23 protein-coding genes are annotated in these 23,166 nt (G+C 59.6%); 14 read left to right on the top strand and 9 right to left on the bottom strand.

Annotated features, from left to right (window positions below; all coding sequences use genetic code 11):
- Positions 1-17: 17 nt before the first annotated feature.
- Positions 18-881: a neutral zinc metallopeptidase gene (locus QZ571_RS09125; RefSeq protein WP_295533697.1), complete on the bottom strand. Its 864-nt coding sequence runs from the start codon at positions 879-881 to the stop codon at positions 18-20.
- Positions 882-1,015: 134 nt separating this feature from the next.
- Between QZ571_RS09125 and QZ571_RS09120 the strand changes: the two genes are divergently transcribed.
- From QZ571_RS09120 to gluQRS, 6 genes are all read left to right on the top strand, one after another.
- On the top strand, positions 1,016-1,594 hold the full coding sequence (locus QZ571_RS09120) for a YqaA family protein (RefSeq protein WP_295533695.1): 579 nt from the start codon (positions 1,016-1,018) through the stop codon (positions 1,592-1,594).
- A complete protein-coding gene (locus QZ571_RS09115; protein ID WP_295533693.1) occupies positions 1,594-2,079 on the top strand; it encodes a disulfide bond formation protein B in 486 nt (161 codons plus the stop codon). The genes QZ571_RS09120 and QZ571_RS09115 overlap by 1 nt, the downstream gene beginning before the upstream one ends.
- 196 nt (positions 2,080-2,275) lie before the next feature.
- Positions 2,276-5,050, top strand: coding sequence for a DNA gyrase subunit A (gyrA, locus tag QZ571_RS09110; protein WP_295533691.1), 2,775 nt, complete (start codon positions 2,276-2,278; stop codon positions 5,048-5,050).
- Positions 5,051-5,099: 49 nt separating this feature from the next.
- A complete protein-coding gene (locus QZ571_RS09105; RefSeq protein ID WP_295533689.1) occupies positions 5,100-5,810 on the top strand; it encodes a hypothetical protein in 711 nt (236 codons plus the stop codon).
- Between the two features lie 79 nt (positions 5,811-5,889).
- Positions 5,890-7,248: a methylenetetrahydrofolate--tRNA-(uracil(54)-C(5))-methyltransferase (FADH(2)-oxidizing) TrmFO gene (gene trmFO, locus QZ571_RS09100; protein ID WP_295533687.1), complete on the top strand. Its 1,359-nt coding sequence runs from the start codon at positions 5,890-5,892 to the stop codon at positions 7,246-7,248.
- Between the two features lies 1 nt (position 7,249).
- A complete protein-coding gene (gene gluQRS, locus QZ571_RS09095) occupies positions 7,250-8,086 on the top strand; it encodes a tRNA glutamyl-Q(34) synthetase GluQRS (RefSeq protein ID WP_295533686.1) in 837 nt (278 codons plus the stop codon).
- A gap of 3 nt (positions 8,087-8,089) precedes the next feature.
- Here the strand turns inward: gluQRS and hisI are convergent, their stop codons facing one another.
- Positions 8,090-8,452, bottom strand: a complete 363-nt coding sequence (hisI, locus tag QZ571_RS09090; RefSeq protein ID WP_295533684.1) for a phosphoribosyl-AMP cyclohydrolase — start codon at positions 8,450-8,452, stop codon at positions 8,090-8,092.
- Between the two features lie 61 nt (positions 8,453-8,513).
- Here hisI and QZ571_RS09085 point away from each other — a divergent pair, with 61 nt between their 5' ends.
- Complete coding sequence (locus tag QZ571_RS09085) at positions 8,514-8,951, top strand: iron-sulfur cluster assembly scaffold protein (RefSeq protein WP_295533682.1); 438 nt, start codon at positions 8,514-8,516, stop codon at positions 8,949-8,951.
- 172 nt (positions 8,952-9,123) lie between these two features.
- Here the strand turns inward: QZ571_RS09085 and QZ571_RS09080 are convergent, their stop codons facing one another.
- The 5 genes from QZ571_RS09080 to QZ571_RS09060 form a co-directional block, all read right to left on the bottom strand.
- A complete protein-coding gene (locus QZ571_RS09080) occupies positions 9,124-9,246 on the bottom strand; it encodes a hypothetical protein (protein ID WP_295533680.1) in 123 nt (40 codons plus the stop codon).
- A gap of 106 nt (positions 9,247-9,352) precedes the next feature.
- Positions 9,353-11,443, bottom strand: coding sequence for an ATP-dependent DNA helicase RecG (recG, locus tag QZ571_RS09075; RefSeq protein ID WP_295533678.1), 2,091 nt, complete (start codon positions 11,441-11,443; stop codon positions 9,353-9,355).
- Positions 11,440-13,563: an NAD-dependent DNA ligase LigA gene (gene ligA / locus QZ571_RS09070; RefSeq protein WP_295533676.1), complete on the bottom strand. Its 2,124-nt coding sequence runs from the start codon at positions 13,561-13,563 to the stop codon at positions 11,440-11,442. Before ligA ends, recG begins: the two co-directional genes overlap by 4 nt.
- An 87-nt stretch (positions 13,564-13,650) precedes the next feature.
- Positions 13,651-14,364: a response regulator transcription factor CtrA gene (ctrA, locus tag QZ571_RS09065; protein WP_295533674.1), complete on the bottom strand. Its 714-nt coding sequence runs from the start codon at positions 14,362-14,364 to the stop codon at positions 13,651-13,653.
- A 95-nt stretch (positions 14,365-14,459) separates the two neighbouring features.
- Positions 14,460-14,738, bottom strand: a complete 279-nt coding sequence (locus QZ571_RS09060; RefSeq protein ID WP_295533672.1) for a DUF1153 domain-containing protein — start codon at positions 14,736-14,738, stop codon at positions 14,460-14,462.
- A 129-nt stretch (positions 14,739-14,867) separates the two neighbouring features.
- On the opposite strand from QZ571_RS09060, the gene mnmA reads away from it, so the two are divergent.
- On the top strand, positions 14,868-16,004 hold the full coding sequence (mnmA, locus tag QZ571_RS09055) for a tRNA 2-thiouridine(34) synthase MnmA (RefSeq protein ID WP_295533670.1): 1,137 nt from the start codon (positions 14,868-14,870) through the stop codon (positions 16,002-16,004).
- A gap of 112 nt (positions 16,005-16,116) precedes the next feature.
- Here the strand turns inward: mnmA and QZ571_RS09050 are convergent, their stop codons facing one another.
- Entirely contained in the window at positions 16,117-16,488 is a 372-nt protein-coding gene (locus QZ571_RS09050; protein ID WP_295533668.1) for a phasin family protein, read from the bottom strand.
- 231 nt (positions 16,489-16,719) lie between these two features.
- On the opposite strand from QZ571_RS09050, the gene QZ571_RS09045 reads away from it, so the two are divergent.
- The 6 genes from QZ571_RS09045 (at position 16,720) to QZ571_RS09020 (ending at position 22,835) form a co-directional block, all read left to right on the top strand.
- Entirely contained in the window at positions 16,720-18,003 is a 1,284-nt protein-coding gene (locus tag QZ571_RS09045; RefSeq protein WP_295533666.1) for an FAD-dependent oxidoreductase, read from the top strand.
- A gap of 328 nt (positions 18,004-18,331) precedes the next feature.
- Complete coding sequence (locus QZ571_RS09040; RefSeq protein ID WP_295533664.1) at positions 18,332-19,561, top strand: patatin-like phospholipase family protein; 1,230 nt, start codon at positions 18,332-18,334, stop codon at positions 19,559-19,561.
- Between the two features lie 20 nt (positions 19,562-19,581).
- On the top strand, positions 19,582-20,322 hold the full coding sequence (locus QZ571_RS09035) for an acetoacetate decarboxylase (protein ID WP_295533662.1): 741 nt from the start codon (positions 19,582-19,584) through the stop codon (positions 20,320-20,322).
- A 35-nt stretch (positions 20,323-20,357) separates the two neighbouring features.
- Positions 20,358-21,146: a 3-hydroxybutyrate dehydrogenase gene (locus QZ571_RS09030; protein WP_295533660.1), complete on the top strand. Its 789-nt coding sequence runs from the start codon at positions 20,358-20,360 to the stop codon at positions 21,144-21,146.
- Between the two features lie 36 nt (positions 21,147-21,182).
- Positions 21,183-21,350: a DUF3096 domain-containing protein gene (locus QZ571_RS09025; RefSeq protein ID WP_295533658.1), complete on the top strand. Its 168-nt coding sequence runs from the start codon at positions 21,183-21,185 to the stop codon at positions 21,348-21,350.
- A gap of 33 nt (positions 21,351-21,383) precedes the next feature.
- On the top strand, positions 21,384-22,835 hold the full coding sequence (locus tag QZ571_RS09020; RefSeq protein WP_295533656.1) for an MFS transporter: 1,452 nt from the start codon (positions 21,384-21,386) through the stop codon (positions 22,833-22,835).
- Positions 22,836-22,838: 3 nt separating this feature from the next.
- On the opposite strand, the gene QZ571_RS09015 is transcribed toward QZ571_RS09020, so the two are convergent.
- The coding region (locus tag QZ571_RS09015; protein WP_295533654.1) for an AI-2E family transporter at positions 22,839-23,166 on the bottom strand (328 nt) is incomplete at its 5' end.

Genomic DNA, 23,166 nt, shown 5'->3' with positions numbered 1-23,166 from the left:
CATGACAAGCGTCTGGATCACAGGTTTCGCACAGAAAATGTGTCGCACTGGCGCAGATCGCCGCTGCGATAGCCGCTTTGGAACCAACGCTGGCGCTGAACTGAGGACCCATGGGTGAAACTGTCGGGCATGGGCACCCTGCCCGCCTCGCGTTGCAACGTGTCGTCACCAATGCGCGCGGCAGCGTTCATCGCCTCGGCGATGTCACCCGGCTCGACCGCACCGATCTGATCTTGCGCCGCGCGCGCCCATATTCCGGCGAAACAATCAGCCTGCAATTCGATGCGCACGGAAAGCGCGTTGGATTGCGCCTCAGAGCCTTGCGCGCGCAACTCATTAACCTTGCTTAAAATTCCCAACTCGTCCTGAACATGATGAGCGACCTCATGGGCCACGACATAAGCAGCGGCGAAATCGCCTTTGGCGCCCAGCTGTTGGCTGAGCGTGTCAAAAAACGCGGTATCAAGGTAGACGCGCTTGTCGCCCGGACAATAAAACGGCCCCGTTGCCCCGCTGGCATTGCCACAGGCCGAACGCGTCACACCGCTGAAAAGCACAAGCGTCACCGGGTGATAGGTCTTGCCCAGTTGCTGCTTAAATATCCCCTGCCAGACATCTTCAGTATCGGCCAGAGTGACCGAGACAAAATCGCCCATCGACTTCTCGCGCTCGCTCAGAGGACCGCTTTGCTGCGTGACGCTGCCTTGCGGCCCACCCTCCAGCAAGGGCGTCAGATCGACCCCAAGGAAATAGCCCACAACAACGATGGCCAATACGCCCAGTCCGCCCCCGCCAAGCCGCATCGTCTTGCCACCCGACATCCGCGATTGCGTGCGCCGATCTTCGATATTGCGGCTGCCCCGCCGCCCTCGCCATTGCATTGCTGCGATCTCCCATCCCACTTTTGTGTGAGATTAGCGTGATCGTGTGCGAGTGAACAGCACTGCTGCGCTTGACCTTGCGCGCGCGCGCAGGCACGAAGCGGGCAGACAGCGACAACCGAGGCCAAAATCTGATGATCCGGCGCATCTATGACTGGACGATGGCCAAGGCGAGCCATCCCAAAGCAATGTGGTTTCTCGCCATCACCGCCTTTGTCGAGGCCTCGGTCTTTCCGATTCCCCCCGATGTGCTGATGATCCCAATGATCCTTGCAACCCCGTGGCGGGCTTGGAAAATCGCCCTGGTGGCGACGGCGGGCTCAGTCGCGGGGGGCTGCCTTGGCTATCTGATCGGCTATGGGTTCATGGATGTGATCGGCCAGCCGATCTTGCAGTTTTACGGCAAGGCGCAAAGTTTTGACGAACTGGCCCTGCGGTTTAACGAGATGGGCGGCTGGGCGGTGCTGATCGCGGGCGTCACCCCCTTCCCCTACAAGGTTATCACGATCTTTTCAGGGGCAACGCACTTGTCCCCGCCGCTCTTTCTGGGTGTGTCGGTGCTGGCACGCTCGCTGCGCTTTTTCATCCTCGCAGGTTTGCTTTGGAAATTCGGCGCGCCAATTAAGACCTTCATCGAGCGCTGGCTCGGCCTTCTGTTCACCCTGTTCGTCGTACTCTTGATCGGCGGCTTTTACCTGTTGAAGTATATCTGATGAGAGATCCCTTCTCGCCGCGCATGTTGATTGGATACGCCGCCGCTGGCTCGGCCTTCGTTCTGGCCGGCGCGCTGATATTTCAGGCGATGGGCTATGCGCCCTGTCATTTGTGTATCTGGCAGCGCTGGCCACATCTGGCGGCGATTCTGATCGGGCTGGCGATCTTGGCCTTCCGCCTGCCCTCGTGGACGGCCCTGTTTGGCATGCTCGCGGCCCTGACCACTTCTGGGCTTGGGTTTTACCACTCTGGAGTCGAGCGCCATATCTTCGCAGGCCCCACCGATTGCACATCAGGCGCCGTGAACAGCACAATCTCTGCGGCTGATCTGATGGCCCAGATCAACGCCGCGCCCTTGGTGCGTTGCGATGAGATTCCGTGGGAGATGTTTGGCATCACCATGGCGAACCTGAATGCGATCGGCTCACTGGTGCTAGCGGGAATTTGGCTTTGGGCGTTTCTCAAGGCGCGCCGCAGCGCCTGAAAGTAACGCCAGATGCCTCCGGCGGGAGTATTTGGAGCTAGATGAAACACCGCCCTCTTTTCATCTGGCCATAAATACTCCCCGCGGAGCGTCCCAAAACCGCCCACAGACGCACTGCTGTCGCCCTTGGCGATTGCGCCCGCCGCTTGGGGGGACTATAACCTGTTACAACAATATCTAGAGCATCGAGGCGCGCGTGACTGACACTCCTGATCCGCCGGAAATCGAAGAAGAGGGTCCTGCACGGCCCGCCTATCTCGGCCCGACCGTTTCCATCGCACAAGAAATGAAGACCGCCTATCTCGATTACGCGATGAGCGTGATCGTGAGCCGGGCGATCCCCGATCTGCGCGACGGTTTGAAACCGGTTCACCGGCGCATTCTGTATGCGATGCACGAGACCGGCAACACGCATGACAAATCCTATCGCAAATCGGCGCGTCCGGTGGGCGATGTGATGGGTAAATATCACCCGCATGGCGATGCGGCTATCTATGACGCGCTGGTGCGGATGGCGCAGCCGTTTTCGATGTCGCTGCCGCTTCTGGATGGTCAGGGTAACTTCGGCTCGATGGATGGCGATAACGCCGCCGCGATGCGTTACACCGAAGTGCGCATGGACAAGCCTGCGAGCGCCCTGCTGGCCGATATCGAAAAAGATACGGTCGATTTTCAGGACAACTATGATGGCAAGGACCGTGAACCCTCGGTTCTGCCCGCGCGCTATCCAAATATGCTCGTCAATGGTGCGGGCGGTATTGCGGTCGGTATGGCCACCAATATCCCGCCCCATAACCTGGGCGAGATTTGCGACGCCACGCTGGCGCTGATCGACAATCCCGACATGTCGGATGAGGCGATCATGGCGATCGTGCCCGCGCCTGACTTTCCGACGGGTGCGCTTATCATGGGTCGGGGCGGTGCACGCAAAGCCTATCTTGAGGGGCGCGGCTCGGTCATCATTCGCGCCAAAACCCATATCGAGGAGATCCGTAAGGACCGCTTTGCGATCATCATCGACGAAGTGCCCTATCAGGTGAACAAAGCCTCGATGATCGAGAAAATGGCCGAACTGGTGCGCGACAAGCGCCTTGAGGGCATTTCCAACATCGCCGATGAATCCGACCGGGTTGGCGTGCGCGTCGTGATCGAGCTGAAACGCGATGCGACGCCCGATGTCGTGCTCAACCAGCTGCATCGGTTTACGCAGATGCAAACCTCGTTTGGCTGTAACATGCTGGCGCTGAATGGCGGCAAGCCAGAACAGCTGACGCTTCGCCAATTCTTGAGCTATTTCATCACCTTCCGCGAGGAAGTTGTCGCACGTCGCACTGCGTTCGAACTGCGCAAAGCGCGCGAACGCAGCCATATTCTGTGTGGCCTCGCAGCCGCTGTCAGCAATGTCGATGAGGTGGTGGCCACGATCCGCGCCTCGGCTGACGCTGCTGAGGCGCGCGAAAAGCTGATGACGCGGCGCTGGCCGGCCCATGAGATCCTTGAATATCTCAAGCTGATCGACGATCCGCTGCATCCGGTGAACGATGATGGCACCTATAACCTCTCCGAGGCACAGGCGCGCGCAATTCTGGAATTGCGCCTGCAGCGCCTGACCCAGATTGGCGTTAAGGAAGTCACCGACGAGCTGGCCGAATTGGCGGGCAAGATCCGCGACTTCCTCGCCATCCTCGCCTCGCGCGACCGGATCATGGCGATCATTGCTGATGAGCTGCGCGAAGTGAAAGAGCAATTCGCCGTGCCGCGCCGCACCGAGATCATCGACTGGGCGGGCGATCTGGATGACGAAGACCTGATCGAACGCGAAGATATGGTCGTCACGATCACTCAAGGTGGCTATATCAAACGCACCACCTTGGCCGATTTCCGCACGCAGAAGCGCGGCGGCAAGGGGCTGTCGGGTGGCTCGCTGAAAGAGGACGACACGGTCACCACGCTGTTCGTCGCCAACACCCACACGCCGCTCTTGTTCTTCACGACCGAAGGCATGGTCTACAAGATGAAATGCTGGCAGTTGCCGCTGGGCTCGCGTCAGTCCAAGGGCAAGGCGATTGTGAACATCCTGCCGATCCCGACGGGTGTCTCGATTGCCGCGATCATGCCGGTGGATCGCGCCGAGGAAGACTGGGACGATCTGCAGATCGTATTCGCGACATCTGCTGGAACTGTGCGCCGTAACCGATTGTCAGACTTCACAAATGTTATGCGCAACGGCAAGATCGCGATGAAGTTCGAGGATGAGGGTGTGCGCCTGATCAATGCGCGCATTTGTTCCGAGGATGACGACGTGATGCTGTTCACCGCCGGGGGCCGTGCGATCCGCTTTGCGGTGCCCGATGTGCGGGTGTTCAACTCGCGCAATTCGGTCGGTGTGCGCGGCATTCGTCTGCGCCCGGACGATGAGGTCGTGTCGATGTCGGTGATCCGCCACTTCGAGGCCACATCCGAGGAACGCGCCGCTTATCTCAAGCAGCGCCGCTTGATGGCGGGTGTGACCGAGGATGAGTCCTCTGATGATGAGGATGAAGACGGCGTGGCCGAAGGACAGTTGTCGCCCGAACGCTACAACGAAATGGCCGCTGCCGAGGATCTGATCCTGACGATCACGGCGCAGGGCTCGGGCAAGATCAGCTCCAGCCACGGCTACCCGCTGCGTGGGCGTGGTGGTCAAGGTGTGGGCGCGATTGACAAGGCGATGCGCGGCGGTCTGCTGGTGGCGTCGTTCCCGGTCGAGATGAGCGATCAGATCATGCTTGCCACCTCGACGGGCCAATCGATCCGCTGCCCGGTGCAGGACATCTCGTTCCGCTCGCGCTCGGCAGGCGGTGTGCGCGTCTTCAACACCGCCAAGGGTGAAGAGGTCGTCTCGGTCGCGCGCATTGCCGATCAAGGCGATGACGCTGAAGAGGTCGAAGGACTCACCGAACAAGCTGGCGATGAGACAGCAGAAAGCTAAACCCGCACCGGGCGGAGAACACGCCCGGGCATTACCGATGAGGCAGAACATGAAACAGTGGATTTTCGGAGCGGTCGCTGCGTTGGCCGCAAGCACGGCGCTGAACGCGCCTATCGCGCAAGCTGCCGAAGTGAGCGGCGCGCAAGTCGGGGTGAGCTATTCGAACCTGACCGGTTCGGCGAGCGACGCCAATAAACTTTCGGCCTTCGGCTCGCTCGAGGTCGCCTTCTCGCCCGCGTTTAGCGTGCAGGGCGATATGGCGCTGAACCGTTTTGGCGGGACAAATTGGGATGGCGGCATGTTCGCGCTGCACGGGGTCTATCACCCGATGCAAGGCACCGCCCTTGGCGCCTTTGTCGGGCGTGATCGTCTGAACAGCCAGAATGTCGATTTCTACGGTCTTGAGGCTAGCCAAAAGCTCAACATGATCGATCTGGAAGGCTATGTGTGGCACACCGAAAGCGGTTCGGACGGCACCGCGCTGGGTCTGAGTGGCAGCTATGCCCTCAACGATCGCTTTTCGCTGGGCGGGCGTCTAGATGCGTTCAACGGACGCGGCGATGACTACAACCGGATCGGCGTGACTGCGGATTACAAGCTGGCGTCAAGCTACAGTGTTTACGGCGAAGTCGGGCGCGTTGATGCGCAAGGCGCCGATGCTAAGGGCTACATCGGTCTCGGTTTGCGCGCGACGTTTGGGGCCGGACAAGGCACCAGCTTCTCGCAACGCGGACTACAGGATTTGCTGCCCGGCCTATAAGGCTGCGTTGGCAAGACAGGAATACTCTGGAAAGCTGCGCTGATTGCAAGCGCAGCTTTTCGCTTATATTAGGCGGATCATGACCCAAGAACTTCACATTGTCGGCGGCGGAATGGCCGGATCAGAAGCAGCCTGGCAGGCGGCCAATGCAGGCGTGCATGTCGTGCTGCACGAGATGCGCCCCAAGGTCGAAACCTTTGCCCATCAAAGCGGAAATTTCGCTGAAATGGTCTGCTCGAATTCGTTTCGTTCTGATGACGATCAGCAAAACGCGGTCGGCCAGCTTCATTGGGAAATGAGCGCGGCGGGTGGTTTGATCATGGAAATGGCACGCCAGCATCGCTTGCCGGCGGGCGGAGCATTGGCGGTGGACCGTGATGCATTTTCGCAAGCCGTGACAGATCGCCTGCGCGCGCATGAAAACATTTCCTTTGTTGAAGAAGAGGTTACAAGTCTTCCTTCAAGTGGCAACTGGATCTTTGCGACCGGTCCGCTGACGTCTCCGGCCTTGGGGACCGCGATTGGGGCCGCTTCCGGGCAGGACAGGCTGGCCTTTTTCGATGCCATCGCGCCGATCGTCTATGCCGAAAGCATCGATATGTCCATCGCTTGGCGGCAGTCGCGCTATGACAAGGGCGAGACCGAAGAAGAGCGCACTGCCTATATCAACTGCCCGATGACGCATGATCAGTATGAGGCGTTCATCGACGCGCTCATGGCCGCAGAAAAGACCGAGTTTCACGAGGGCGAAGCGGGTTCAGGTGACAAGCCCACACCCTATTTTGACGGCTGCCTCCCGATTGAGGTCATGGCCGAACGCGGGCGCGAAACACTGCGCTTTGGCCCGATGAAGCCCGTCGGTCTGACCAATGATCACGACCCGCAGAACAAGCCCTACGCTGTGGTGCAACTGCGCCGCGACAACGCGCTTGGCACGCTTTATAATATCGTCGGTTTTCAGACCAAGATGAAATATGGTGCGCAAGCCTCTGTTTTCCGAATGATTCCCGGCCTTCAGGATGCCAAGTTCGCGCGCCTTGGCGGCATTCACCGCAATACGTTCATCAACTCCCCGACGCTGCTGGATGCCCAGATGCGACTGAAATCGCACCCGCATCTGCGCTTTGCTGGGCAGATCACCGGGGTTGAGGGCTATGTCGAAAGCACCGCAATGGGGCTGCTGGCGGGGAGGATGGCGGCGGCTGAACTTCAGGGGCGCGCATTGCCACCACCCGGCCCCGACACCGCGATGGGCGCGCTTGTCACCCACATCACTGGCGGTGCCGAAGCCAAGACTTTTCAGCCGATGAATGTCAATTTTGGGCTTTTCCCGCCAATTGACGCCAAAGGCGGACGGCGTGGGCGCAAGGACCGTTACAAAGCCTATACAGATCGCGCGAAAGAGACGTTTAATCAATGGCTTGAAAGCCAAACCTAAGATGATCACCCGGTTCGCGCCATCGCCCACCGGGCCACTTCATCTGGGTCACGCCTATAGCGCGCTTTTGGCCCATAACATGGCGCGCAAAGCGGGCGGTCAGTTTCTGCTGCGCATTGAGGATATTGACCAAAGCCGGGCGCGACCGCATTGGGAACGCCAGATTTACGACGACCTGCACTGGCTTGGCATCACGTGGGACGGCCCCGTGATGCGCCAATCCGACCGCTTTAGCTGCTACCGAGAAACCCTTGATACACTTTGGAAAACCGGATTCCTTTATCGCTGCACCTGCACCCGTCGCGATATTGAAGAGGCCGCGAATGCCCCGCAAGAAGGTGCAGGGTTTGGCCCCGATGGGCTGATCTATCCCGGTACCTGCCGCCAGTCCGGTGCCCCGCGCCCTGGTCAACCCCTACCCAATGACGTGCTGAGGTTAAACATGCTGCGCGCGGCAACAGAGTGCAGCTTTACCGAACTCTGCAAGGATCGCACGGGCGTGCATCAGATTACCCCGGAGCAAATGCGCAAAGATGTGGGCGATGTGGTGCTTGCGCGGCGCGAGATGGGCACGTCGTATCACCTCGCCGTGGTGCTGGACGATGCGGCTCAGGGCGTGACCCATATCGTACGAGGCGAAGACCTGTTTGACGCCACAAAAATCCACGTCACGCTCCAGAAGCTACTTCAACTTCCAACGCCAAGCTATTGTCATCACGCGTTAATTCGTGACGAAAATGGCAAACGTCTTGCCAAGCGTGACGATGCAAGAGCAATTGCGAAATATCGTGAAGATGGGGCCAGCCCCGCCGACATTCGCCGGATGGTCGGGCTTTAGGCGCTAATCCTCAATGGGGCTCAGGATCTCGACTTCGTCGCCTTCACGCAGCGCCGTATAAAAACATGAGCGGCGATTGGTATGGCATGCGGGACCGATTTGATCGACCAACAGCAGCAAACAATCGCGATCACAATCAATCCGCATCTCGCGCAGGCTTTGCACATGGCCCGAGCTTTCACCCTTGGCCCAAAGCGACTTTCGCGATCTGGACCAATAGGTTACGTGACCTTTCTCAAGTGTATGCGCAATGCTTTCGGCGTTCATCCAAGCCATCATCAGCACCTCTCCGGTCTGATAGTCTTGGGCAATCGCGGGAATCAACCCGTTGGAATCATAGCGCAGGCTGGCGGGATCAAACGGCATCGACACTTTCCTTCTGGGGGCGCTCACCCTATTTACCCCGGACGGACCGAAGGGAAAAGCCATGAGCGACGCTGATCTGATCAAACTCTATTCCCAGCGCATTCTCGCACTGGCGGCCGACATGCCCTGCACCGACCCGCTTGCGAATCCCGACGCTGTGCTGCGCAAACGCGCGCCGCTTTGCGGCTCGACGGTTGAGGTCGCGATCACGCTGCAGGACGGGCGGATCAGCGGCTATAGTCAGACGGTTCACGCCTGCGCTTTGGGGCAAGCTTCGGCAGCAATTTTTGGCGCGCAGGTCATCGGGTGTTCACGCGATCAGGTGGCGCGGCTGCGCGATCAACTGGCGGCGATGCTCAAAGGCGGCCCGGTCCCCGATGCCCCCTTCGGCGAGTACGAAGTGCTCACGGCCGCACGCGAATATCCCAATCGGCATGGCTCGATCCTGCTCGCCCCCGAGGCCACCTTGGCGGCTTTCGACAGCGCCATCGCGGCCTGACCCCTGCCCCTTTCACCATGAAAAAAAACCGCCACCCCGGTGAGGGGATGGCGGCAAGTTTGCGCTTTCGGACAGGCAAAACCTTGGGACAGGCGGGCCGCGTTTGTTTGGGACAGGTGCGGCAAAGCAGAAAGCGCGAGGCAGTAACGTCAAAGGCGAACGAAGCGAAGGATCACAACAACCCGGGCAAATAAAGCGCGATCAGAAAGCTGACACATAGCGCGACACCACCGATGGCGTCATGCAAAAGCGTCGAGGAGTTTCTTGCAAAGACTGCTTTGATTTGTTGGGCCATTTTGGTCTCCTTCATCTCTGTTGCCACTTTGTTCTCATATTCTTAACGCCCTGTAAAGAACTTTTTGAGAACATTTGAGAACAAGCGCCAAAATGAAGGGAATTAGTCAGCCGACATTGATCAAACGGATCGCTTGATCCTGCCCCATCAACCACAAAAGCTGGCGCGCCGCTTGTCCGCGCGGCCCACTCAGATCGGGATCATCCAGCAAAAGCTTGCGCGCATCGCTTTGCGCCACGGCCAAAAGCCCCGCTTGGCGCTCCAGATCGGCAATGCGAAACCGCGGCAAGCCAGATTGCGCCGTGCCAATCATATCGCCTGCGCCGCGCATCGCGAGATCTTCCTCGGCAATGCGAAACCCGTCTTCGGTCTCACGCAGGATCCGCAGGCGGCGTTCGCCGGTTTCGCTGAGGGGGGCTTGATAGATCATCAAACAGGTCGAGGCCGCCGCACCGCGCCCGACGCGGCCACGCAGTTGGTGAAGCTGCGCCAGACCAAAGCTCTCGGCGCGCTCGATCACCATGATCGTGGCATTGGGCACATTCACGCCAACCTCGATCACTGTGGTCGCTACCAAAACAGCGGTCCGCCCTGTCATGAAATCCGCCATCGCAGCGTCTTTCTCGGCGGGCGGCATCTGGCCATGAACCAGCCCGACGACCCCTTCACCCAGCTCGGCGCGCAAATGGCGAAACCGGTCCTCGGCAGATGTCAGATCGACCCTCTCGCTCTCCTCGACGAGGGGGCAGACCCAATAGGCTTGGCGCCCATCGGCGACGGCGCGGCGCAGATGCTCCACCACCTCGCCGATGCGCTCGGAGGCAACCAACGCCGTGGTGATCGGCTTGCGACCCGGGGGTTTTTCATCAAGCAGGCTCACATCCATATCGCCATATTGCGCCAGCGCGAGCGAGCGCGGGATAGGCGTGGCCGTCATCACGAGACTGTCAACCGCCTGCCCTTTGGCCCCCAGCTCCATCCGTTGCGCCACGCCAAAACGATGCTGCTCATCGGTGACGGCAAGGCGAAGGTCCTGAAACACAACGTCTTTTTGAAACACAGCATGGGTGCCTACCAAGATCGCGATCTTGCCCTGCGCCAGATCGGCCAGCTTGCGCGCACGGTCCGCCCCCTTGTCGCGCCCGGTGAGCAGATCAAGGCGAACGCCCGCCGCCTGAGCCAGAGGGGCAAGCCCCTCAAGATGCTGACGCGCAAGGATTTCGGTGGGCGCCATCATCACGCCCTGCCCGCCTGCTTCGACCGCCGTCAGCAGCGCCATAAACGCCACCAACGTCTTGCCCGCGCCAACATCGCCTTGCAAAAGCCGGTTCATCCGACGCGTCGAGGCCAGATCGCCAGCGATTTCCGCAATCGCGCGAGTCTGCGCATTCGTTGGACTATAGGGAAGTGATTGCAATACTTTGCGCGCCAGAACCCCGGTTCCCTGCGTGGCCCGCCCCGGTTTGCGCCGCGCTTGTCTGCGCGCCAAGGCAAGGGTCAGTTGATGGGCGAACAGCTCATCATAGGCAAGGCGCGCACGCGCGGGCGCGGTGCCCATCACATCCGCCAAGCCCTCGGGGGCATGTGCGGCACGGATCGCTCCGTTCCAATCGGGCCAGCCCTCGCGCGTTTTGAGCGCCGGATCAATCCACTCGCCCATCTGCGGCGCCAATGCCAGCGCCGACTGCGCCGCCTTCGTCATCAACTTTTGACTGACCCCGGCGGTGAGCGGATAAACGGGTTCAAACCGTGCAATTTCGTCGGCTTGCTCGGGAGGCAGTATGTGATCGGGATGCACGATCTGCGCCATGCCATCGTAAATCTCAAGTTTGCCCGAGACCACGCGGCGCGCCCCTTGCGGCAAATGGCGCGCCAGCCAATCGCCGCGCGCATGGAAAAAGATCAGCGTTACGTCGATTTCGCTATCATGGCACATCACCCGGTCCGGCAGGCCGCGTCGGCGCGCCGGAATATGGCTGTCGATCGTTAGCTCCACCGTCACGACACTGCCAGCCGCGACCCCCTGCACGGTCTTGACAGGACGGCGGTCGATCACCGAATGGGGCAGCGTGAACAACAGATCACGCGGTACCTCGACACCCAGAGGCGCGAAGGATTTCGCCGTCTTCTCGCCGATCCCGGCCAGCGTTTCGAGCCCGGAAAACAGCGGGAAAAGGGCTTCGGGGCGTCCGCTCATGTGCTGTGCGCCAATGCGATCCAGGCGTCTTCGTCGATCACACGAATGCCCAGATCGGCAGCCTTTTTCGCCTTTGAGCCTGCGCCGGGGCCTGCCACCAACAGGTCGGTCTTGGCACTGACAGAGCCGGCAACCTTGGCGCCCAGACTTTCGGCGCGCGCCTTGGCCTCGGCGCGTGTCATACGCTCCAAGGAGCCGGTGAAAACGACGGTGAGGCCGGAAATTTCGCTATCGGATTTGGGTTTCTCGGCCTCTTGTACGTCAAGATGTGCCGCCAGCCGGTCGATAGAGGCGCGCTCTCCTTCTTGATGGAACGTTGCGATGACCGAGGTAGCCAGCGTCGCCCCGACCCCGTCGATTGAAAGCAAATCTTCCCAAGCGGCCCCCTGCCCGATCTCGGCCTGCGTCATCGCCGTTTCAAACGCATCCCAAGTGCCATAATGGGTCGCCAAAAGCCCCGCACTGGTTTCCCCGACATGACGGATTCCGAGCGCAAAGATCAAGCGCGCCAAGGGGATACGACGTTTTTCAGCGATCGCGTCAAACAGGTTGCGCGCCGATTTTTCGCCCCAACCCTCGCGGTTCTTCAACTGCTGCAAGCCCTGCCCGTAGCGATCCTCAAGCGTGAAAATATCGCCCGGCTCGCGAATCCAGCCATCTTCGTAAAATGCCTCGACCTGTTTGGCGCCCAAACCTTCGATATCGAACGCGGCACGCGAGACGAAATGCTTCAGTTTTTCAACCGCTTGAGCGGGGCAGATCAGCCCGCCAGTGCAACGGCGCACCGCATCGCCCTCTTCGCGGATCGCATCCGACCCGCAGCGCGGACAGTGCGTTGGAAATTCAAAAGGTAACGAGTCATCCGGTCGCTGGGTCAGATCGACATCAGCGATTTTTGGGATCACATCGCCGGCGCGATACACTTGCACCAGATCACCAACGCGAATATCGCGCCCCTCGCGGATCAGCGCGCCACGGCTGTCGCGTCCGGCGATGTAATCCTCATTGTGCAGGGTCGCGTTGGACACCACTACACCGCCGACCGTGACCGGCGCGAGACGTGCCACAGGGCTAAGCGCGCCGGTGCGCCCAACCTGAATTTCGATCGCCTCAAGCCGGGTCCAGGCCAACTCGGCGGGGAATTTATGCGCGATCGCCCATCGCGGCGTCGTCGAGCGAAACCCAAGGCGGCGCTGCAAGGCAAGATCGTCGACCTTGTACACCACGCCGTCAATGTCATAGCCAAGATCGGCGCGCATCGCCTCGATCTTGCGGTAATGATCCAGCATTTCGCCGGGTCCATCGCATAGCACGGTCAGGGGATTGGTCTGAAAACCAAGCTCCGACAGACGCGCTATCGCACCTTTTTGGGTGGGCGCTAATGGGGCCGACAGCACCCCCCACGCATAGGCAAAAAACCGCAGCGGGCGCGCGGCTGTGATGCGCGCATCCAACTGACGCAGCGATCCGGCGGCGGCGTTGCGCGGATTTGCAAAGGGTTTATCCCCGTTTTCCAAAGCAAGGGCATTGAGGGCCGCGAAATCGGCATGGGCCATATAGACCTCGCCACGCACTTCAAGATGATCGGGCGCACCGCTCAGCTGCTGAGGGATATCCGCAATTGTGAGGGCGTTCGCAGTAACGTTTTCGCCCACGTTCCCATCGCCGCGCGTAGCGGCATAAACCAATTTCCCCTGATCATAGCGGATCGAGAGAGACAGCCCGTCAATCTTGGGCTCCCCCGTATAGGCCAAGGGCGCATCCGCCCCGAGCCCCAGAAAGCTGCGAATTGACGCGTCAAATTCGACCACATCCTCATCCGAGAAAGCGTTGGAGAGACTCATCATCCGCACTTCATGCGGAATTTTCCCAAAGCCCTCAGCCAGCGCGCCACCAACTTTCTCGCTGGGGCTGTCGCTTGGTTTCAGATCGGGAAATTTCGCTTCGATCGCGGCGAGTCGGTGTTTCAACCGGTCATACTCCGCATCCGAAATTTCGGGCGTGTCCTTGGTGTGATAGGCTCGATTGGCGGCCTCGATCTGCGCGATCAGATCGGGCAGCTCTGCGCGCGCCTCAACGCGGCTCAAGGCGTCAATCGAGAGATCAGTCTGATCAACCATAAGAAAACCCCCTCAGTTCGACCCAAGGTTTAGGGCCGCGCCGAGGGGGCGTAAAGAGCCGTGACGGAGATCATCGGCTAAGCGGGCTCAGGCACCCATCGCGATGCGACGCTCCAACTCATCAGGATCAGGATCGCGCAACACATAGCCGCGCCCCCAAACCGTCTCGATGTAATTGTCGCCACCCGTGGCATCGGCCATTTTCTTGCGCAATTTACAGATAAAGACGTCGATAATTTTCAATTCGGGCTCATCCATTCCGCCATAAAGATGGTTGAGAAACATCTCTTTCGTCAACGTCGTGCCCTTGCGCAGGCTCAGCAATTCCAACATCTGATATTCTTTACCCGTCAGATGGACCGGTTTGCTCTCTACCTCGACGGTTTTGGCATCCAGATTGACCGAAACTTTGCCGGTGCGAATGATGGATTGCGCATGCCCCTTGGAGCGCCGGATAATGGCATGAATGCGCGCCACCAATTCCTCACGATGGAACGGTTTGGTCATGTAATCATCGGCGCCCGAGCCAAATCCCTTGATCTTGTTCTCGGTATCGTCCGAGCCGGTCAAAATCAGGATCGGCGTGTCCACCTTGGACAGGCGCAATTGGCGCAACACCTCATGCCCGTTCATGTCGGGCAGGTTCAGATCCAGCAAGATAAGATCGTAATCATAGAGCTTTGCCAGATCGATCCCTTCTTCACCAAGATCGGTGCAATACACGTTCAGGTTTGCGTGGGTGAGCATCAATTCAATGCTGCGCGACGTGGTCGGGTCGTCTTCCACCAACAAAATCCGCATCTTGGGTTCTCCGCGTTAATCCCTCAGTCAGGAATGAGCCTGCCATCAATTGGTTAATACCCGGTTACCTTCGCACGATTTCGTGACAATGCAACCTAAAGTTGTCTAAATTTCTGGATTGCCGTCACTTTCAAACCTTTTGTTCCGTGTTTTTTAATTGCCTCGATCCAGATATCGAGCTCTTCATCGGACAACTCGTATCGCTCAATCAACTCGGGACGGGAAATCAACCCATGGGAGAGTGCGCGAACAATCAAGGCTTTGCGGCTGGCGACCCAGCGTCGGGTCTGGGCGGGCGGTAGGTCAGCGCGGGTCAGGACCGAGCCGTCAGGCAGGGTCACAGCGCGTGGACCATCGACTTTTTTGAGATACATGGGACACCCCTTCTTCCTCTTCACACCGGGCAGTTTGCGCGATCGCTCTTAACAGCGTGTGAAACAGAGGGTTGTGAGTGCGTCGCATTTTCCTATATTTCAGCGGGTCTGGTTAAAGGTCCGTTCAACATGCCTAAAGATTTGCCTCTCAACTCGCTGGGATTCGCCAAGCCGCCCAGCGAAACCCGTGTCGTCGTTGCCATGTCAGGCGGCGTCGATAGCTCGGTTGTGGCGGCGCAACTGGCCGAGGAAGGCTATGATGTGGTGGGCGTGACGTTGCAGCTTTACGATCACGGCGCGGCCTTGGCGAAAAAAGGCGCGTGCTGTGCGGGGCAAGATATTCACGATGCGCGCCGCGTGGCCGAGGAGATGGGCTTTCCCCATTACGTGCTGGATTACGAAAACACCTTCCGCGAGGCGGTGATCGACGAGTTCGCTGATGCGTATTTGGGCGGGGCGACCCCGGTGCCCTGCATTCGCTGCAATGAGCGCGTGAAGTTCAAGGACTTGCTGGAAACGGCGAAAGATCTGGACGCCGATTGCATGGCGACAGGCCATTACATCCAGCGCAAGGTCGGCGCACTGGGCCCAGAACTGCATTGCGCCGCAGATGCCAATCGCGACCAAAGCTATTTCCTGTTCTCGACCTCACCCGAGCAGCTGTCTTATTTGCGCTTTCCGCTGGGCCATCTGGCGTCCAAGGCCGAGACCCGCGCCTTGGCGGCGAAATATGGGCTGGCGGTCGCGGATAAGCCCGACAGTCAGGATATTTGTTTCGTGCCCAATGGCGATTATGCCTCGGTGATCGAAAAGCTGCGTCCGGGCGCGGCGGATCCCGGCGATATCGTGGATATGGAGGGTAATGTTCTGGGCCAGCATCGCGGCGTGATCCATTATACGGTCGGGCAGCGGCGCGGTCTGGGCATCGGTGGGCTGGAGGATCCGCTTTACGTGGTCAAGCTTGATCCCGACTCCCGCCATGTGGTCGTGGGCCCGAAAGAGGCGCTCTCGACCCGCATCATCCCGGTGCGCGAAATCAACTGGCTAGGCGATGAGGCGTTTACCTCGCGCAAGGAGTGGCATCTGGGCGTCAAGGTCCGCTCAACCCGCCCGCCGCGTGAGGCGATCATTCGCCCGCTGTCAGAGACGACGGCAGAGGTGGAACTGCTGGTCCCCGAAGAAGGCGTCAGCCCCGGACAGGCCTGCGTGTTCTACGCCCCCGATGACAGCCGTATCTTTGGCGGCGGCTGGATCTGGAAGGGCTAAGACGCGATAACGGCGCGGCGGGTTCCACATGCCCCCGCCGCACCAATCGTCATATTGGCGTCTCAGACGGGCACGTCGGTCAGACTGACCGGTGATCTACCCGTCTGAGTCGTCACTTTCCCGCAGTCGCTTTCGCGATCGCCTCGCTTTCTTCAGTAGCCGCGCGCACCGCTTGCTCAGCGAGGCCGCTGGCAGAGGTGGCCAACTTGGTCATCTGCGTGCTGTAATCGGTCATCGTGCACTGCCAGAACTCGCCCCAAAGGCTCATCGCTTTCATCGGATCGCGCTCGTCCGCAAGCTTGCCGATCATCTCTCGATCACGTTCAAAGCGCGCTTTCAGGAAATCGAGCATCTCGATATTCCGGGCAATCAACGCATCTGCCATATGCAAATGCGGCGTAACGATCTGCGAGACATCGCCACTATCGGGCAATGGCATGAAGCCTGCCGCTTTAGAACCCGGTGATAGTTTCGTAACAGCCATGGCATCCTCCATAGGTTGAGGCATGAGATTAGCACATTCAAAGCGTGGCGCGTTTGACCTGTGACAAACCCAAGCGCTTTTCCGCCTTCGCCGCGCAATCAATTGGCCTCAGCACGCCATGTCTCGAGTCTATCACATTGGCGCGAACGCTTTGAAATTTGGGAACCGCTGCATCTGCGCATCAGTTGTCATGACAGCGTCGGTAAGCGGCGAGCAAAGGATAGGGCCGCCATGGCTACGCACAAAAATAAACCGCAGGTTGTTGTTTTAGGGGGCAATTTTGCTGGCCTCGAGGCGGCACAGAAGATCCGGGATTATGCAGGCGATGCTTGTGAGATCACCTTGATCGACCGCAAAGCCTATCTCGATTTCATCCCCAATATCCCGCTTGAAGCCTTTGAGGGGCGCGACCCGGCCGTTACGATGCATATGGATCTGCTCTCGGCCTTGGCCAAGGATGACATTCATTTCGTGCAGGCTGAGATTCTGGGGCTCGATATTGACGCCAAGACGGTCAAGATTCGCCCCAATGAACGCCCCGGTGCGCCGGAATACGCGCGCGGCTATGATTATGTCGTGATCGCCCTCGGGGCCAAGCTGGCCTATGACGACATCGAAGGCTTTGCCGAACATGGCCACACGGTTTCAGACGCGTTTCATGCCAATCGGCTGATCGACTTCCTTGAGAATGACTATCAAGGCGGGCCGATCGTGGTGGGTTCGGACCGCTTTGAGCAGGGCCATAAGGGCCGCCCCGATTGGCTGCCCACCGCCTTGGCCGCCTGCGAGGGGCCGCCCGTCGAGATTGCCTTGTCGCTGGCGCATTGGCTGGGGGAGCGCAACAAGGGTGGTCCCAAAGACATCACCCTTTTCACTCCGGCGGAACTGATCGCCGAAGATGCGGGCGAGAAGGTCGTGGGCAAGCTGCTGGAGGCGGCGGGCTCGATGGGGTTCAACTATGTCAACAAAGTCGAGGGGATCAAACGCCTGACCAAAGAGGGGATCGAGTTCACCGATGGGCGCTCCCTGCCGGCTGAACTCAAGATCGTTTTGCCAAACTGGAAGCCGCATGACTTCCTCAAAGGGCTGTCGGTGTCCGATGAGGTCGGCTTTATCGTCACCGATATGCGGATGCGCAACCCTGACCACCCCGAGGTGTTTGCCTGTGGCGATGCCGCCGCGCTGACCGTGCCAAAGCTGGGCGCGATCGGGCATCAGGAATGTGACGTGGTAGGGCGTCAGATCGCGGGCGATCTGGGCCGCCTCAGTAAGGCCGAGGCCAATAAAGAGTGGCACCCCGAGGTCATCTGCATTGGCGACATGGGCGGTGGCAAGGGCTTTTACATCCACTCAACCTCTTGGTTTGGCGGCGATATTCAGGAACTGCGGATGGGCAAAATGCCCTATATGCAAAAGCTGGCCTACAAGGAAATCTTTTTTCGCAACAATGGCCGCGTGCCCAGCTGGGGTGTGCCGATATCGGAATGGAGCATCGAAACACTACTGCCAAGTTGACAGATGTGCCGCGCAATCAAACCTCTCATTTTGGTCGCGCAGCCCGCAAACATCCCGCCAAACGGGTGCGCCGAGACAGGGGGCTCTCTCCCCCCCTCAATCGCGCGCCACCCGTTACGAGCCGCCCTCGCACTGTTCTCTCTCCGGTCTGCGGGGGCGCGTTCGCCCATCATCGTGTTTCTCTCCCACCTGCCCGCCCCGAAAAAGGGCGGGCTTTTTCACATCTCCTCCTCTGCGCACACATGCCCGTGTCGCGCAGGAACAACGCCATCCGCGCAGAGTTCTGTCGATGAAGCGCCAGTGAAGCACAGTGCGAGGAGCCATTCCAATGGCACGAAGCAGCCCCACCCGAACAAGCCGTAAATCCCCGAACCGCGACGTGCTCGGTCAGACCCGCCGCCACGCAGCCCATATCCCGATCCACATCCCTGAACAGGCGAAAGACCGACATAAAGTGCTGGTGCTGCAAGGGGGCGGCGCGCTGGGGGCCTATCAAGCGGGCGCATTCGAGGCGCTCGCAGATTCCGGGCTGAGCCCTGACTGGGTGGCGGGAATCTCGATCGGGTCGATCAATTGCGCCCTGATCGCAGGCAACCCGCCGGAAAAACGCGTAGCGGCCCTGCGGGACTTCTGGGAAAAAACCAGCATGGCCACCGCCAGCTTGCCCTTCGTGCCCACGGGCATCGCGCGCGGGCCTTGGAACAGCGCCTCATCTCTGGAAGCAATGATGTTCGGCGTGCCGGGGTTTTTCCGCCCGCGCATGCCGAGTGCATGGATCACCAAATTCACCGACCCGACCAAAATCAGCTATTACGACACCGCTCCACTGCGCGACACGCTGGAGCGGTTGGTGGATTTTGACCTGCTCAATGACGGGCCGGTGCGCGTCAGCCTTGGGGCGGTCAATATCGAGACCGGCAACCTGACCTATTTCGACAGCGAAGATACCATCCTCACGCCCGATCATGTGATGGCATCAGGCGCGCTGCCGCCGGGCTTTCCCCCGATCGAAATTGACGGTGCGCTCTATTGGGATGGTGGCTTGGTGTCAAATGCACCGTTGCAATACGTGCTTGAGGACGGCTTGCAACTGAGTTGCGCGCAAGGCAATTGCCCGCCGCTTCTGATTTATCAGGTTGATCTGTTTCCGGCTTCGGGCGAGGCCCCCGCGACGCTTGCGGGCATCGAGACGCGCGAAAAGGACATCCGGTTTTCATCGCGCACCCGCGCAACGACCGACCGGATGAAGGACTTGTCGCGCGTGTCAGAGCTTGCACGTCGACTGGCGGCAAAACTCCCCCCCGAGTTGCGCGACGATCCCGACCTGCGACTGCTGATGGATGCGGCCGCAAATTCGGACGTGACGGTCATTCACCTGATATATCGCCATTTTGCCTATGAAAACGGCTCAAAAGATTACGAGTTCTCGCGCCCTTCGATGCTGGAGCATTGGCAGGCCGGAAGCCGCGACGTGCAGCGCAGCCATGCCAATGCCGATTGGGAAACCCTACTGGCCCCCGGCGAGGGCATGAAAGCCTTTGATTTAAGCCTGCGATAACCGAAGTTTGGAGCCCTCCGATGAAACAAGACGATGTTCTCAAAACCGCTTTCGCAATGCCCCTCACCAGCCCCGCATTTCCGCCCGGCCCCTATCGTTTTATCAACCGCGAATTCTTTACCATCACCTATCGCACCGATCCCAATCTGTTGCGCGACGTGGTGCCCGAACCCCTTGTGCCCAATCCCGAGGGCCTTGTGAAATTTGAATTCATCCGCATGCCCAATTCGACTGGCTTTGGCGATTATACCGAAAGCGGCCAAGTCATTCCCGTCAGTTTCAATGGGGTCGAGGGCGGCTATAGCCACGCGATGTATCTTGATGACGAAGCCCCGATTGCGGGCGGGCGCGAGATTTGGGGCTTTCCCAAGAAACTGGGCGCGCCGCGTCTGAGCGTCGAGAAAGACACGCTGCTGGGCACGCTCGATATTGGCCCGGTGCGCATTGCCACGGCCACGATGGGGTTCAAATATACCGCGATGGATCTGGTGCAGGCCAAGGCCGCCGTCGAGGCCCCGGCTTTCCTGCTCAAGATCATCCCGCATGTCGATTGCACGCCGCGGATTTGCGAACTGGTGCGCTATGCTTCGCAAGACGTGACCGTCAAAGGCGCATGGTCCGCCCCTGCCCGGCTGGAGCTGTTTGAACACGCCCTCGCCCCGGTCGCCGATCTGCCCGTGCACGAGGTGGTCTCGGCCAGCCACATTCTTACCGATCTGACGCTGGGTCTGGGCATGGTGGTCCATGACTACCTCGCCTGACATAAATTTAATAAGTTAACCCAAGGAGTTACTCCATGACCCTCGATCTGAAAGACAAAATCTGCATCATCACCGGCGCGGCCTCTGGCATCGGCAAGGCGATTGCTGAGCGCTATGTCGCAGGCGGTGCCAAGGTTGCGATTGCCGACCTCAAGCTGGCGGTCGCGCAGGCGACCGCCGATGAATTGAACGCCCAAGGACCGGGCCGCGCGATGGCCGTCGAGATGAACGTGACCGATGAAGATCAGGTCAATGCGGGCGTCAAGGCGGTGGCCGACAAATGGGGCCGCATTGACGTTCTGGTTTCGAATGCCGGCATCCAGATCGTCCACCCGATCGAGGACTTCCCGTTCAAGGATTGGAAATTTCTGCTCTCGGTCCACCTTGATGGCGGATTTTTGACCTCCAAGGCGGTGATCCCCTACATGAAGACGCAAAAATCGGGCTCGATCATTTTCATGGGCTCGGTCCACTCAAAAGAGGCCTCGCCGCTCAAATCCGCCTATGTCACGGCCAAGCACGGGCTGCTGGGTCTGGCGCGCGTGATCTCGAAAGAGGGCGGCAAATACGGCGTGCGTGCCAATGTGATCTGCCCCGGTTTCGTGAAAACGCCGCTGGTGGAAAAACAGATTCCCGAACAGGCCAAGGATCTGGGGATTTCCGAAGAAGAGGTCGTCAATGACATCATGCTCGGGGGCACCGTCGATACCGAATTCACAACGGTCGAGGATGTCGCCGAAGTGGCCTATGTCTTTGCCGCCTTCCCCAGCAACGCGCTGACGGGCCAAAGCCTGGTGGTCAGCCATGGCTGGTATATGAACTGATCGGCCTTGCCAGTCGGTGACGTGATGGAGGTTTAAATGGTATATTCAGGGTCGATGGTGATGCTCGCGCCGCTGATGGCAGTATTCGCAGGCGTGCTGATCTTAATTTTCCCACGTCTTTTAAGCTATATCGTGGCGGTCTATCTGATCGCGATCGGACTGGCGGGGTTGTTTCCGTTGATGATTGGCACGCCGATGGGGTGACTTCGGCATTTCCTGCGCTAAGTGCCTTTGGGCATGCTGAAAAACCTTCGTGACAATATCCTGCCCCTGACGGTGGCGCTCGCCCTCCTGATGGAAATGGTGGACGCCACTGTTCTGGCCACCGCAGTCCCGGTGATTGCGCGCGAGTTGGGGGTGGCGGTCCTGTCGCTCAAGATGGCGATGGCGACCTATCTGATTGCGCTGGCCGCCTTTGTCCCAGTGTCCGGCTGGATCGCCGACCGTTTTGGAGCCAAGCGGGTGTTTATCACCGCGCTGATCGTCTTTGCGGCCGCCTCGCTGGTCTGCGCGCTGCAAACAAGCCTGCCCGGTCTGATCGCTGCGCGCGCCGTGCAAGGTCTGGGGGCGGCGCTGATGTCTCCCGTGGGACGCATCATCGTGCTGCGCCATACCGAGCGGTCTGAAATCACCCGCGCGATGGTTTACGTCACCCTGCCTGCGCTGATCGGGCCTGCCATCGGGCCTTTTATCGGGGCCTCGGTCACGACTTATCTGGGCTGGCGCGCGATCTTCTTGATCAACCTGCCACTGGCCGCCGCCGCGATTGCGCTGACATGGAAGGTGATGCCAAAAGACGGCCCGGCGATGGCGAAACCTTTTGATCTGCCGGGGTTTGTGCTCTCCGCCTCGGGGCTTGTCGCGGCCATGACAGGGCTGTCGGCACTGGGCGAGCATATCTTGCCCTGGCAAGCCGCGACGGGACTAGCTGTGCTGGGGGTGATCTTGCTGATCCTTTACGGGCTGCGTGCCTCAGGGAGGAGCGATGCGTTGCTCGATCTAAGCCTGTTTCGCCATCGCACTTTCGATATTGGCACGATTGGAGGGCTGATTTTTCGCCTTTCCAACGGCGCGATCTCGCTGCTGTTGCCGCTGTTCTTCCAGCTGGGGCTGGGCACCACGATCATGGTATCAGGCGCGCTCAGCGGGCTGAACGCTGTGGGAGCGGTGTCGATGCGCGCGATTGCGCCCCGTTTTCTTGATCGTTTTGGGTTCAAACCGGTAATGGTACTGGCCGCGTTGATCCGGGGCGTCACGATCTTTGGCTTTGCGACTGTCACCAGCATTTTCGATTGGCAGCTTATCCCGCTACTGCTGATCGGCGGGGCGGCACAAGCGGTGGTATTTACGGCCGTCAATGCCATCGCTTATGCTGATCTGGAGGCTGCGGAAATCAGCACGGGCACGGCATTTTCGGCAATGACGCGGCAAATCTCGCTGGCGATGGGAATCGCGTTTGCTGGGGTCGTGCTGCAATTCACCGCGGGTGCTGCGGGGGGCACCGATGGCTCCACGGCCCTGCCCTTACACGCCTTCACCATCGCTTATCTTCTGAGCGGAATGATGGGGCCGCTCTCGGCGCTGTATTTCATGCGCCTCAAGCGTGGCGATGCCGATGGGCTGCGGCGCCGCAAATCTAAACCGCTGTCGTCGTCACGCGAGCCGCAACGCCCGCCGCAAGATCGCTAGGCCTCAATGCTCGGATTCGGGCAGGCCTTCGCGCGATAGCAACACCGCCAGCGGGCGCAGCGTCGGGCTTTGCGCACAGATGATCATCAGTGCCACCATGATCGGCACCGCCAGAAACATCCCCGGCAGGCCCCAGACCGCACCCCAGAAGGCCAGCGAGATAATGATCCCAAAGCTCGAGAGGCGCAGCGCATGCCCCATCAGCATCGGGTCAATCACATTGCCGATGATGAATTGCAGCACGCCGATGATCGCAAACACACTGGCCGCCTGATAGGGGTTTTGCGTCAACACATAGGCGGCAAGTGCAGCAATGATCGTGGCGATGATC

The sequence above is a fragment of the uncultured Thioclava sp. genome, from assembly GCF_913064665.1.
Lineage (GTDB): Bacteria > Pseudomonadota > Alphaproteobacteria > Rhodobacterales > Rhodobacteraceae > Thioclava > Thioclava arctica.
Note: the sequence above shows the minus strand (reverse complement) of the source record. Positions and strands in the feature narration are given on the sequence as shown.